This is a genomic window from Pseudoxanthomonas mexicana (assembly GCF_001556105.1).
In the GTDB taxonomy this organism is placed as follows: Bacteria; Pseudomonadota; Gammaproteobacteria; order Xanthomonadales; family Xanthomonadaceae; genus Pseudoxanthomonas_A; species Pseudoxanthomonas_A mexicana_A.
On record NZ_LSIF01000007.1, the window covers coordinates 1 to 13,357 of the forward strand.

At 66.4% G+C, this 13,357-nt stretch carries 11 protein-coding genes and 2 pseudogenes; 6 read left to right on the forward strand and 7 right to left on the reverse strand.

Annotation, left to right across the window (positions count from 1 at the left end; translation table 11 throughout):
* Window positions 1-1,123 (reverse strand): M56 family metallopeptidase (locus tag AX730_RS00580; RefSeq protein ID WP_232310136.1); only part of this gene is annotated, 1,123 nt, incomplete at its 3' end.
* Window position 1,124: 1 nt separating this feature from the next.
* Window positions 1,125-1,520, reverse strand: coding sequence for a BlaI/MecI/CopY family transcriptional regulator (locus AX730_RS00585; protein ID WP_062350392.1), 396 nt, complete (start codon window positions 1,518-1,520; stop codon window positions 1,125-1,127).
* A gap of 164 nt (window positions 1,521-1,684) precedes the next feature.
* Here AX730_RS00585 and motA point away from each other — a divergent pair, with 164 nt between their 5' ends.
* Entirely contained in the window at window positions 1,685-2,539 is an 855-nt protein-coding gene (gene motA, locus AX730_RS00590) for a flagellar motor stator protein MotA (protein WP_062350395.1), read from the forward strand.
* 9 nt (window positions 2,540-2,548) lie between these two features.
* Window positions 2,549-3,520: pseudogene (gene motB / locus AX730_RS18240) on the forward strand (flagellar motor protein MotB); the annotation flags it as partial.
* 148 nt (window positions 3,521-3,668) lie between these two features.
* On the opposite strand, the gene AX730_RS18685 reads toward motB, so the two are convergent.
* Entirely contained in the window at window positions 3,669-4,214 is a 546-nt protein-coding gene (locus AX730_RS18685) for a DUF6630 family protein (RefSeq protein WP_062350493.1), read from the reverse strand.
* 158 nt (window positions 4,215-4,372) lie between these two features.
* Between AX730_RS18685 and AX730_RS00610 the strand changes: the two genes are divergently transcribed.
* The 4 genes from AX730_RS00610 (at window position 4,373) to AX730_RS00625 (ending at window position 8,477) form a co-directional block, all read left to right on the forward strand.
* Window positions 4,373-5,083, forward strand: a complete 711-nt coding sequence (locus AX730_RS00610) for a DUF6445 family protein (RefSeq protein WP_062350403.1) — start codon at window positions 4,373-4,375, stop codon at window positions 5,081-5,083.
* A gap of 52 nt (window positions 5,084-5,135) precedes the next feature.
* Window positions 5,136-5,384: a DUF3297 family protein gene (locus AX730_RS00615; RefSeq protein WP_062350405.1), complete on the forward strand. Its 249-nt coding sequence runs from the start codon at window positions 5,136-5,138 to the stop codon at window positions 5,382-5,384.
* A gap of 79 nt (window positions 5,385-5,463) precedes the next feature.
* Entirely contained in the window at window positions 5,464-5,838 is a 375-nt protein-coding gene (locus AX730_RS00620; RefSeq protein WP_062350407.1) for a YciI family protein, read from the forward strand.
* A 233-nt stretch (window positions 5,839-6,071) separates the two neighbouring features.
* Window positions 6,072-8,477: a hypothetical protein gene (locus AX730_RS00625; RefSeq protein ID WP_062350408.1), complete on the forward strand. Its 2,406-nt coding sequence runs from the start codon at window positions 6,072-6,074 to the stop codon at window positions 8,475-8,477.
* Window positions 8,478-8,566: 89 nt separating this feature from the next.
* Here AX730_RS00625 and AX730_RS00630 read toward each other — a convergent pair.
* The 4 genes and pseudogenes from AX730_RS00630 to AX730_RS00645 all read right to left on the reverse strand — a co-directional run bounded on the left by AX730_RS00630 (window position 8,567) and on the right by AX730_RS00645 (window position 13,348).
* Window positions 8,567-8,898 (reverse strand): annotated as a pseudogene (locus AX730_RS00630) (VOC family protein).
* 10 nt (window positions 8,899-8,908) lie between these two features.
* On the reverse strand, window positions 8,909-9,334 hold the full coding sequence (locus AX730_RS00635) for a YciI family protein (protein WP_062350410.1): 426 nt from the start codon (window positions 9,332-9,334) through the stop codon (window positions 8,909-8,911).
* A 111-nt stretch (window positions 9,335-9,445) separates the two neighbouring features.
* Window positions 9,446-11,545: an SMP-30/gluconolactonase/LRE family protein gene (locus tag AX730_RS00640; protein WP_062350412.1), complete on the reverse strand. Its 2,100-nt coding sequence runs from the start codon at window positions 11,543-11,545 to the stop codon at window positions 9,446-9,448.
* A gap of 75 nt (window positions 11,546-11,620) precedes the next feature.
* Entirely contained in the window at window positions 11,621-13,348 is a 1,728-nt protein-coding gene (locus AX730_RS00645) for a prealbumin-like fold domain-containing protein (protein WP_062350414.1), read from the reverse strand.
* Between the last annotated feature and the right edge of the window lie 9 nt (window positions 13,349-13,357).

The window sequence follows — 13,357 nt, forward strand, 5'->3', positions numbered from 1 at the left end:
CGGGTACCTCGCGAGTGGAGACGATGACACGCGGGGCCGCGAGCGGCGCCCGCACCACGACCGGGTCCGCCTGCGGTGCGGGCGCGGCGACCGGCGTGGCGGGCGCAGCTGCCACCGGCGAACTGCTGGCGATCACGCGGTAGGGCACGACGCCGAGCAGCACGATGCCGACGGTGAGGGCCAGCGCACTCGTGCGCAGGGGCGAAGCGGTGTGCTGCAACATCAGCAGTCTCCTCTTGAGGATGCGGAACGTGGGGGACGCGCCGGCCAGCGCCGGCACCGGGGTGGTGGAGACGCCCAGCTTCACCAGCAGGCGCCCGTAGTCGCGTGGCGCATGGCGTTCGTCGGCGATGACGGCGGCATCGCAGGCCACTTCGCGGGCGAAGGCGTACTCGCGTGCGGCGAGGTGCGCAACGGGATGGAAGAAGAACAGGTGCTGCGCCAGCGCCGGCATCCAGGCCCACCACAGATCGCGGCGCTGCAGGTGTGCGAGTTCGTGGTGCAGCGCCATGCGCAGGTCGTCGCTGCCCATCCCGGCGAGGCCGGCGGCGGGCAACATGAGTACGGGACGCCACGGCCTGGCCAGCAAGGGCGAATCGATGTCGTCGCTGACCAGCAGGACGGGCTTGTCCGCGATGCCGAGGTGAGCCGTCAGCGCGTCATAGACGGCACGCACGCGTCGGTCACGGCACGCATGCGCTCGCTGCATCTGCCGGTGCAGGCGCAAGCCATGACGCAGTGTGTTCGCCAGCATCATCAAGACACCGGCCAGCCAAGCGGCGAACAGCAGCACGCTGGTATCGACGCGCGTTGCATGCGGCAGCGGCACGGGCGAGTTGGTGAAGGTCGCGACCGTCGTCGGCACGGCGTCGACCGCAGCGTTGGCCGTTGCCAGCACCACCGCAGGCTCCGCCGGCAGCAGCGGCAACGCGACCGGTGCATGCCAGAGCAACCCCACCACCATCTGCGTCGCGACCAGCCACCACAGCCAGACGCGCGTGCGGGCATCCAGCCGTGGCAGGTAACGGCACAGCGCCCAGACCAGCGCGGCGAGCAGCACCGACTGCACGCTTACCGTCAGCAGCCGGTCGAGCAGGGCGTCGAGAAAGGGGACCGGGTCCATGTCAGCCGTCCTTCCGCTTGGATTGCAGGCTGGCGACCATCGCCTCCAGTTCGGCGAGTTCGTCGTCGCTGACCTCGGTGCGCTGCGACATCCACGCCACGAACGGCGACAGCGAGCCCTGCAGCGTCTTCTCGACGAAGCTGCCCACCGCGTTGCGCATCAGGTCGTCGGGCTGCGCGGCCGGCGCATACCGGTACACGCCGTCGACCTGGCGGCGCCGCAGGTAAGCCTTGGCGCGCAGCCGCTCCATCATCGTCAGCACGGTGGACCGGGCCAGCCCGCGGGTTTCGCCGAACAGCGCCGCCACCTCGCCGACACTGGCTTCGCCGTGTTCGGAGAGATGCTGGAGCAGCGCCAGTTCCTGGTCGCCGATGGACTTGGGGGCCTTGCCGGGCATGGGATCGTCTCGTGACTACAGTTGTCGTCAACATGCCCGTGACGACAACTGTAGTCAACCCTGTCGAAAGTCACTCGCCCCCGCTGGCCGACGGACGGTCGCGACTCAAGAAACCGTCGCGCGGGCCGATGCAGGGATGGACCCCACCCCTGCGTCCTGTCGCCATGCTCATCATCGTCGGCTTCATCATCGTCATCCTGAGCGTGCTCGGCGGCTACATGGGTGCGCACGGCAAACTCGCCGCCCTGTGGCAGCCCTTCGAACTGGTCATCATCGGCGGCGCCGCGCTGGGCGCGTTCATGGCCGCCAACCCGACCAAGGTGGTCAAGAGCACGATCTCGGCCACGCTGTCGGTGTTCAAGGGTGCCAAGTACAAGTCGTCCGACTACCTGGACGTGCTGACGCTGATCCACGAAATGCTCAACAAGGCGCGCCGCGACGGCTTCATGTCGCTGGAGGAGCACATCGAGAATCCCGCCAACAGTCCGCTGTTCCAGAAATACCCGAAGATCCTCGCCGACCACCACCTGCTCGATTTCCTGACCGAGTGCCTGCGCCTGATGGTGGGCAGCAACATCGAGCCGCACGAACTGGAACCGCTGCTGGAGCTGGAGCTGGAGAAGCACCACCACGAAGCGATGGCCCCGGCGCATGCGCTGCAGCGGGTGTCCGATGGCCTGCCCGGCTTCGGCATCGTCGCCGCGGTGCTCGGCATCATCGTGACCATGGGTTCGATCGGCGGCGACATCGCCGTGGTCGGCGCGCACGTCGCCGCGGCCCTGGTCGGCACCTTCCTCGGCATCCTGCTGGCGTACGGCTTCGTCTCGCCGCTGGCCTCGGCCGTCGAGGCGCAGGCGGACCAGGACAGCCGCATGTACGAATCGGTGAAGACCGCCCTGCTCGCCTGCCTGCGCGGCTACAACCCGGCGGTGGCGCTGGAGTTCGCGCGCAAGACGCTGCCCTCGGACGTGCGCCCGCCGTTCGCCGAGTTCGAAGCCCACCTCAAGGCCAACAAGTAAGCCACGGCGATGAGCGAGCAACGTCCCACCATCATCGTCCGTCGCATCAAGAAGGTCGCCGGCGGCGGCCATCACGGCGGTTCGTGGAAGGTCGCCTACGCGGACTTCGTGACCGCGATGATGGCGTTCTTCATGGTGATGTGGCTGGTGGGTGCGACGACCAACAAGGACCGCGCGGCGATCTCGGAGTACTTCCGCAATCCCAGTCCGCTGAGCGGCAAGAGTTTCTCGCCCGCGCCCGGCCCCAACGGCCCCGGTGGCGCCAGCACGTCGATGATCAAGCTCGGCGGCACGATGGACCTGCCGAAGGGCGCGAGCGACATGCCGTTCGAGAAGTCGCCCGGCGAGAACCCGCAGCCCTCGGAAGAGCAGCAGAAGGCGCAGGAAAAGCAGCGTCTTGAAACGCTGATGCAGGCGCTGCAGGAAGCCATCGGCAAGAGCCAGGCGCTGGAACCGTTCAAGGACCAGTTGCTGCTCGACCTGACGCCGGAAGGCCTGCGCATCCAGATCGTCGACCAGCAGAACCGGCCGATGTTCGACCTGGGCGGCACCGTGCTGAAGCCGTATACGCAGACGATCCTCGCGGAGCTGGCCGGCTTCGTGAACCAGGTGCCGAACCACATCAGCATCACCGGCCACACCGACACCACGCGGTACACCTCCAGCCGCGGCTACACCAACTGGGAACTCAGCGCCGAGCGCGCCAACGCCGCGCGTCGTGCGCTGGTCGCGGGCGGCATGCAGGAGGACAAGGTGTCGCGCGTGGTGGGTCTGTCGTCGGCGGTGCTGTTCGACAAGCAGAACCCGCAGAACCCGATCAACCGCCGCATCAGCATCGTGGTGATGACCAAGGCCGCGGAAGACGCGCTGCAGGGCGAAGGCAAGCTGCTCGCCCCGGGCGCGCCATTGCCGGATGCCGACGTTGCCATGCCGGACGCGCCGGTGGATGCAGCCGCCACCGCGGCGACTCCCGTGCCCGCGCGCACGGACGACGTGCGCGGGATCACCGGGGCGAGTCAACGCCACGGCTTCGAGCAGCCGCTGTCGCATGACCGTGCCGGATGGCGGCGGGTCGGCATCGCGAGTCTCGGGCGTCGTGCCCAGCACGCGCACCATCACCGGCCCCGGCTCAGAACGCGTCGCTGCCCGGCCGGATCTCCACGCCCATCACGGCGGCCAGCTGTTGCATGCCGTCGTCATCGCGGCGCAGCGCCATCCAGCCGGCGTACGCATCACCGCCGGTGTTCCAGTTCCACAGCGTGTAGCCGTGCTCGCGCAGGCGGTCGTAGGCGATGGACATCAGCGCGGGCACGTCGGTGCCGTCGAGGAATTCCTCGTCGCTGGTGTCGCCGCCCCAGTCGATCTCCAGGGCGTAGCGCGCGGCCAGCTGGTTGATGCAGTCGATGAAGGACTCGGTGTCCTTCCAGTCGACGTAGAAGCCCGACGTCCAGTCGATGGCGTCCTTCAGCGTCCACAGCACCTGGTCAGGTTCGGCAGCCTCTTCGCCAGTGGCATCGCGGTACGCCGCGAACTGCCGCAGCGCGGTTTCCTCATCGCCCGGATTGATCAGCACCAGCAGGTTCCAGACCAGCGCCTCGGTATCGTCCAGGTCCATGTCGTCTTCGTCGTCGAAGGCATGGCGGAAATTGTCGTCGGGATCGAAGTCGTCGGGCAGGGTCATGGCGAGTGTCGCGGCAACGGGAAGGCGGCGCCATGGTACGCGCCGCACCCGTCCGTGTCCGTCATGCGACGCGGCCGCTTTGTACTGGCGTGCCGCCGGGTCTATCGTGGCGGCGCCGGCCCCGCGTGCCGGCCTGCCGGGGAGGCCGCGCCATGTTCAACCCCCGCCCTGCGGTACAGCAACTGGCCATCGGCCACGGCCACGTGTGCGTCGTCATCGACGATGCGCTGCTGGCACCCGAGCGGCTTCCCGCGTTCGCCGAGGCGTACCGCGAGGATTTCCAGCCAGCGCCGCCTGCCGTGTTCCCGGGCCTGCACCTGCGCATGCCGGAGGAATTCACCGACCTGCTGCACGACGTGCTGCGCGACCACGCGCGACGCGCGCTGGGCATGCGCCGGGTGTTGCGCAGCGCCAGCCGGCTGGCCATGGTGACCACGCCGGTGTCGCAGCTGGCGCCACCTCACTGGCAGCCCCGCCGGGCACGCGCGTTCGCGCCGGACCAGGGCATCGCGGTGGCGGAACTGTTCCTGTTCCAGGACCCCGCGCTGGGCGGTACCCACTTCTTCGTGCCGCGGGTGTCGCCGCAGCAGGTAGAGCAGCTCGAACACGATGCCGACGCGCTGTCGCCCGAGGAATTCTCCCTCCGCCACGCACTTGTTGCCGGCTATCCGCAGGCGTCGAGCTGGTGCTTCACCCATACCCTGACCGTGCCGGCCCGCTGGAACCGGCTGCTGATCCACGACGGCGGCGCGTTCCGCGCACCTGCCATCACCGCGCCCCCGCCACTCGCGCCCGATCCGCGCCACCATCGGCTGACATTGCAGGCCACGCTCGCCTGCAGTCGCCACCGCGTGAGCTGGTGACTGCCGCGCTTCGGGTATCCTTGCGCCCCCGATACCTGCACGACGCCTTCCCATGTCCGACACGCCTCCCGACCACCTGGCCTCCGATCCGCGCAGCCCGTTCTACAACGCCGAGGCGATGGATCGTGGCGTCGCCATCCGCTTCAACGGCGTGGAGCGCGACAACGTGGAGGAGTACTGCATCAGCGAAGGCTGGGTACGCGTGCCGGTGGGCAAGTCGAAGGACCGTCGCGGCAATCCGATGACGATGAAGGTCAAGGGCACCATCGAAGCGTGGTACCGCTCGCCCGCCGCCGAGTAAACAGCAGAGCTGCCGCGGCACGCGGCGTGAACACGACCGCGTGGCACAATCCCGGCCTGCACGCACGCCGGGAGAGCGCATGAAGTTCCTGCTGATGATCTACACGGACGATTCCCTGCTCGAGGCACTGCCTGACGGTGCGTTCGACCGGATGATGCACGGCTGCATCACCCACGCCGACGAACTGAAGGCGCAGGGCACGCTGATCGAATCGCAGCAGCTCGAGCACGGCAGCACCGCACGCACGGTGCGCGTACGCAACGGCAAGACCAGCATCGTCGACGGCCCGTTCGCCGAGACGAAGGAAATCCTGGGCGGCTACAACCTGATCGAAGCCGACAGCCTCGACGAGGCGGTGAAGATCGCGCAGGAATTCCCCTGGATCGGCACCGGCAGCATCGAGATGCGGCCGGTACGCGATTTCGACGAAGTCCGGCGGCGCGTCAGCGCCTGAGCGGCAGTCGCGGTCAGAGCAAGCCGGATGTCATCACGAACCTTCGAAAGGGGCTGCGGCTCGTCATTCCCGCGAAGGCGGGAACCCAGCGCCGTAGTCTTCTGATTAAGCCATGCCGAATTATCAAGTTCCAGCGTTGTGCGTGTGACCATGCGGCGGCTTTGCGGATGTCAACATTAGGGGTAGGTTCCGCCCATGGGCCGGGAAAGATCAACGGAGATACAGGGGACGCCATGAGCTTGATTGCAGCGCTCCGATCCGCAAGGACGGAAGAAGATGTCAAGGATGCCTACATCAAGGCCCTAGGACTGAAGAAGTACAACAAGGGACTGATTGACATCCGTACGGACGAGATTTGGTTCGAAGCCAAGGAAACCGCCACATCGACCACGTTGATGTTTGCGCAGCTTCTTTACTACGTTCGGGATGCACGCAAGAAGGGCGACCCCATTCCGCCGTTCCTAGCCGTGATTGATCGCGAGAAGGCCGCGCTCATGGAGACCGCCAAGGCACTGCCCATCCTTGCCGACAAGAGCATTCAATGGCCCAAGTCGGGTTCCGCCGTGAGCAAGGCCACCGCCGCACAGGCGGCGCCCTATGTTGAAACCCATTTCGTGGTCTACAAGCTGGAAGACCATGAGCAGGAGTTCGTGGCTGCGGTGAAGCACGCACTCAAGGCGGGCAAGTTCGTGCGTACGCCCATCACGCCGGACAACCTGCGGCAGGTATTCGACAAGTGGGTCGGCATGATAGGCCGGGAACTGGATGGTGTGGGAGAGTCGGACTATGCCCTGCTGTTCTTCGCCGACATCATGCACGACGGCAGCAAGGCGGCGATGGCGGACCTGCCTGCGCGCCTGCTGCACGAGGACGGGCGGCCGGTGTTCCTGCTGGGCGGCAAGACGTTCGAGTTAGCGAGCGACAAGGGTTATCGCAATTTCTGGGCCATCTATCACCGCCCTCCGGAGGAGGCGCATCGCGCCTATCTGCTGGAGCGACGCGACAGCCTGCTGCCGCTGGACGAGCAGCGCTTCAAAGGGGCGTATTACACGCCACTACATATCGTGGACAAGGCGTACGACCTGCTTGCGGAAACCCTGGGGAAGAACTGGCAGCAGAACTACATCGTGTGGGACATGTGTTGCGGCGTCGGCAATCTGGAGGTGAAGCATTCCAACCACCGCAACATCTTCATGAGTACGCTCGACCAAGCTGACATCGACGTGATGAAAGCCAGCCGCACCTGCGTGGCCGCCACCAAGTTCCAGTACGACTACCTGAACGACGACGTGAACGAAGCCGGACGTATCGACTACTCGCTTACCAACAAGGTGCCGCCCGCACTTCGCCAGGCGATCGATGACGCGAACGCGGGAAAGAAGGGAGCGAAGAGGATACTGGTCCTGATGAATCCGCCCTATGGCGAAGCGATGAACGTGGACAACACCACGTCTGCTGGCGCAGAAAATGCGGAATCAAAGAAAAACATCGCCACTACCCGTGTCGGCGCCAGCATGGAGGGCATGGGATACGCGTTGCGCGAATTGTTCGTGCAGTTCCTGATGCGAATTCGACGTGAAGTGCCCGGTGCGACCATTGCGATGTTCAGCACACTGAAATACGTCAACGCGCCGAACTTTGAACAGTTCAGGGCCCAGTGGACGGCCAGATACATGGGTGGATTCGTTGTCCATAGCAAAGCCTTCGATAGCCTGAAGGGGGATTTCCCGATCGGATTCCTTGTCTGGGACACCTCGCGCCGCCAGCCCGCACCCAGCATCGACACCATTGCACTCGACAGGGAAGGAAACGTCTTCGGCAAAAAGACGTTCTACCGCGAGGAAGTCCGAGCGCCTCTTTCGGAGTGGATCATTCGACCACGTTCGAACAAGGAAGATGCGCTCCCCTTGAAGAATGCGATCACGCCCACTACCAGCACCAAGGATGTCCGGGGCACCAAGTGGGCAGACGGAGCGATAGGGAGCATGATCGTTTTCGGAAACGATCTGCAACACGCAGCAAAAGGGACGGCACTGCTTTCTTCCGGCTACGGCAATGCCGGCGCATATTTCGTTACCGACGACAATCTCTCGAGGTCCTCAGTCATTTTTGCCGTGCGTCGCCTTATCAAGCCCACATGGCTCAATGATCGCGACCAGTTCCTGCAGCCCGAGGGCGACTTGCCGGAAGCCTTTGTTTCCGATTGCCTGGTGTGGATGCTTTTCAACGGGTCGAACCTGACGGCGGGTGCCGATGGACTCGAATGGGATGGACGATCATGGTCGTTGGTGAACCATTTCATTCCCTTCACCGAGGTGGACGTGGGCGCCCCGGGCCGATTCGAATCCGACTTCATGTCCCGGCACCTGTCGTCGAGGGCGCTGTCGATCGAGGCGCAGCGGGTCATGGACGAGGGTCGCTTGCTGTGGAAGACGTTCCATGCCACGAAGTTCGAAAAGAAGATCCGGGATGAGTTCAAGCTCAATCGCCCGGATGCGGGCTGGTACCAGATCCGGCGAGCGCTCCAAGCTCACGCCGAGGGCGAAACCACGGCGTTCGAGTCCTTTAAGGACGCATACGACGAACTAAGCAGGAAACTTCGCCCGCAGGTCTACACGCACGGGTTCCTGCGCGCATGAAGTGAGTCCAGTCAGGCGGCGTAGGGTCTTGGCTGCCTGCCATGTGTTCGTGATGGCAGGCCGAAGCCCGCCCTCTGCGCGATGGCACCTCACTCCGACGGCATCGCACCCTCGTCCATGTGCACGATTTCCCATTGGTGGCCATCGAGATCCTGGAAGCTGCGCTGGTACATGAAGCCGTAGTCCTTCGCTTCCAGAGGATCGCTTCCGTATGCGTGCGCGCATCGCATATCGCCTTGCGCGTGAAGCCCTGGAAGAACGGTTCCACCAGTAGCATCACGTAAATCGTGTCGCTGACGACGATGCAGCTCGCGTCGTCGTTGCTGAAGTTGGGGTTGGTGGCGTAGCCCAGCGCGTTGAAGAAGGCGGTGGACGCCGGCAGGTCGCGCACGGGCAGGTTGACGAAGAACTGGGGGGCCATGGCGTGGGCCTCACCGTTGGGTCTGCGACTGGATCTGCGCGGCGTGGCGCGCTTCCTGCTCGCGCAACTCGGGCGTCAGTTCGTCGCCGAAGTCATCGGCTTCGAACACCGGACGCAGCGCGATCTCTTCGCCGCCATCGAACGGCGCACGCTTGATCCATTCGATCGCTTCGTCGAGGTTGCGATCCTGCCACAGCCAGAAGCCGGCGATCAGCTCCTTCGTCTCGCCGAAGGGACCGTCGATGACGGTGCGCTGCTTGCCGTCGAACCGCACGCACGCACCACGCGACGTGGGATGCAGGCCTTCACCGGCCAGCATGATGCCGGCCTTGACCAGCGTCTCGTTGAACTTGCCCATCTCCGCCAGCTGTTCGGTGCCCGGCGGCCGTCCCGCTTCCGAATCGGTACTGGCCTTCACGATGACCATGACACGCATTGCAATCTCCCGTATGCGGACCGGGATGCTCCGGCCGCTTTCAGGACAACGACGAACCAGCGGAGCGCGGATCGACATGACCCGACGCAACAAGGGCCGCCGGGGTCTGCCTTACTGCAGGCGCAGTTTCAGGTCGCGACGGCCCTGCGCCTCGTTGCCGCTGTAATCGCGTGCGGTGATCCGCAGGGTGTAGTCGCCGGGCGGCAGCGCGCCCGCCTGCCACGTGCCTTCGGCCCACTGGCCGTCGCGCACGGTGTTGGTGACGCTGTACTTGAAGCGGGTCACGGCACTGCCGTGCACGGTGATGCCGCTGCCCGGTGCATAAGCGACCTGCACCGCATCGTCGGACGGCAGCCGGAGGAAATCGAGTGTCATCCGCGGCATCCCGAACCCGGCGACCGGCGTGCCATCGTCGTGCAGCAGCTGGTAGCCCAGCGCGTACAGGCCAAGCCGGCGACGCGGCAGGTTGCGGTCCACCTGGTCCCAGGCATCCACCACGATGCGCACGCCCTGCAGGTCGCGCGGCACCAGCACGCGGCCGTCCTGGCGCTGGTCGATGGGCTGGTCCAGCGTATCGAACAGCGCCACGTCGTCGATGCGCGGTGGATACGTATCGGTAAAGCCGGTGAAGCCGAGCGCGATGGCGTTGCGCTCGTATCCGGAGGGCCCGATCGACAGATGCACGTGCGCCATGCGGTTGATCGTGCCCAGTGCATCGCCCGCCGCGAAGCGGGTGCCGCGGCGCACCCGGATGCGGCTGGGATCGCCACTCAGGTCATGCAGCAGCTGGAAGCGCGACGGATCGAGCAGGTCGCCGCTCGGCGTGCGGCCGACACGCATGTGGATGTAGTCCAGCGACCCGACGCCAAGTCCTTCGCTGAGACCATCGAAGTTCCACGCGGCGGACGGACTACTGACCTTGCCGTCGGCGATGGCGAACACCTTTGCGCCGACATCGCCCCGGATATCCAGGCCGCCATGCAAGTGGTGCCGGCTCTCGCCCTGGTAGTCGCCACGCACTTCGCCGAGCGTGCCGACGACTTCGTGCCAGCCGTCCTGCGGCTGCAGCGGCCAGCGGCCCGCGGTCTGCGGCAGCGGATCGTCCTGCGACGGACCGACCACCGCGGGCGCCGGTGCCACGCCCGTCGCCTGCGGTGCGATGCGATGCACGCGATGGCTGCCGGCATCGGTGAAGTGCACGCTGCCGGCCGCGTCGATGGCCAGCCCGGCGGTGCGCGACAGGCGCTGTCCCGACACGTCGCCCGCGAGTGCGTGCCAGCGGCCGTCCCGCATCACCTGCATCACCCGCCCGGTGGACAGCTCCCCGACATAGAAATTGCCGTCATGCGTCAGCGCCAGGGACAACGGGCGCCGCAACCCCGCCTGGGTCGGCAAGTCCGGCTGCATCGGCAACGTCGTGACACCGCCTTGCGGTCCGATGCGGCGAATGGCGTCATTGCGCAGGTCGGCCACCCACACCACGCCGATAGCGTCCACCGCGACACCGGTGGGGGTATCGAAGCGCGCCTCGCTGCCCGTGCCATCGAAGAAGCCCGGCGCATCGCCACCAGCCAAGGTGGTGACCTGGCCGTCACGGCTGATCATGCGGATGCGGTCGTTGTAGGTGTCCGCCACGTAGACGCGCCCGCTTCCATCGACCGCGATACCGATGGGTCCGTTGAACTGCGCCTGCGCCGCCGGACCATCGCGGAAGCCGGCTTCCCCCGTGCCGGCGATCGTGGTCACCACGCCTTCCGGCGTCACCTTGCGGATCGCATGGTTGCCGGTGTCGGCGACATAGAGATCGCCCTGCGCGTCGCGCGCCAGCGCGGACGGGGTATGGAACGCCGCCGCCGATCCGGTGCCGTCGACAAACCCTTCGCGGCCACCGGCAAGCGTGGAGACCATGCCGTCGCGTGTGATGCGGCGGATGCGATTGGCGTCGCCCGCATCGGCGAGGTAGCGGGTGCCGTTTTCCATCACGACGATGCCCCACGGATCATCGAAGCGCGCCTGCATGCCGGCACCGTCCCGCGTACCTCGCACGCCATCGCCGGCTGCCAGCGACAGCTGTCCCGACCAGCCGAACGGCGTGATCGGCGTCCCTGCACCGGGGACGGGAACCGGGAAACGCGGCGTGACCAGGAAGGTCGCGGCCAGGGCGACGGTGGTCAGGATCACCACCGCCCACAGCCAGGCAGTACGGCTCATTGCATCAAGGCGGCGAAGAACGGAGCCGCATCATGGAGACTCGTGGCGCGCTTGGGAAGCGCGCTGCCGCTGGCCTCAGAAGCCGGTCGCGGTCACCTGGCAGGGAACGGTGAAGGTCACCGTACCGCCCGACGGGAGCATGGGCACCGCCACGCCACCACTGACGAGGCTGGGCAGCGCCGCAGCACCGGGACATGCCGCACCGCCGCTGGCCGCGCAGGTGATCGGGTTGCCGGACGCCGGACAGGTCAGGCCGGCAGCCGGCGTGTCGCTGACCACCGCACCATCGGCGGCTGCAGGACCGGCATTCGACACGACCACGCTGAAGTTCCTCACCTGCCCGCTGACCGCGGCACCTGCGGCGGTCGACTTCATCACCGACAGATCGGTCACCCGTGCGCTGTTGGTGATCGTGCAGACAATGGCCTGGCCCGCATGCGCACCGGTCAGCGTCAATGTGTTGCCGCTGAGGCTGCCGCCACTGCACGACCACGCGCTGGCGGTGTAGGTCCGCGCGTTGCCCGCACCCAGCGTCTCGGCCAGGGTGATGACGTTGCCCGGCACGACCTGCACGGCGACGCCGGTATCGGTTTCGGATGCCGTATTGGCGGTGGACGACAACGCCGCGTTGTTCGCGCCGCCGGTCGCCGACAGCGCCGCGGTGTCGTTGACGGCCGCGTTGACCCACGTCTTGGCCAGCGCCAGCGTCGCCGTCGCGCTGTTGGTGAACGTGCAGGTGATGGTCTGGCTGGTGCCGTAGCTGGCGGCGGCGATGGCGACCTGGCGCGTCGCCGTATTGACGGTTGCCGGCACCGTGGCACCGCTCTGGTCCGTACAGCTGCCGGCGGTCATCACGTAGCCGGCCGGCGGCGTGGATTCGCTCAGCGTGATCGCGGCGGCGTGGTTGGTGATCGGATAGGTCGCGGACGACACGGGCGTGTTCTGCGCCGTGGTCGTCAGGCTGAAGGACGGCGTCAGCGCGCCGCTGGTGGTGAACGGGAACGTGCCGGTACCGCCCACGGACTGCTTGCGCACGATGAGGCTGGAACCCGGGAAGCTCCAGCGCAGTTCCAGTTCGTCACCGTCGCCGCGCGAGCCGATCATGTCGACCCGGAAGGTCAGGCTGGTGATGCCGGTGCCGTTGAACCGCACCGAGCCGCAGCCGGTGCCGTTGTTGGTCGTGGCGCACTCGGAGCTGCCGCTGCCGCTGAACGTGCCGGTGACGGACCGATAGAAGCGATCCTGTCCTGGCTCGACGACGAACTGAGCGTTGCCGTTCAGGCGCTCCAGCGTCACCGCACTGCTCTGCGCGTTGAACGATGACAGCTCCCACCGCGTGCTGTTCGGCCGGTTGTTGTCGTAGAAGCCGCCGATGCGATCGACGTGCAGCACCGGATTGTCGACCGGCTTGCTGAAGGTGACCACGTAGTTCCGCGCGCTGCCGCTGTCGAACACCATGGTCAGCGACGTGCCGCCGCTCACCGTGGCGCCATAAGGATCGCTCCACCGGTTGGTGGTGTTGAAGGTGCCGTTCGAGTAGGCCTCATCCGCCGTGCCGGTGAAGGTCACGGTGATGCCATTGACGGTGGCATTGGCCGACGCGGTGCCGTTGGTCGTCCAGGCCGTCGTGATCAGTGCCAGTGCAGACCCGGCGGCCAGCAGGCCAGCGATCAACAGGCTGGCCTGTGAGACGCGACGACGCCAGCCGCTCGGCGAAGCGGCGGTGTTCGGGGCGAAGGAAGACGACAGACGTGCGGAACGTGCGCCTCGCGGGCGCAGGGCAGCAATAGCGCGGTACGACATCGACGAACG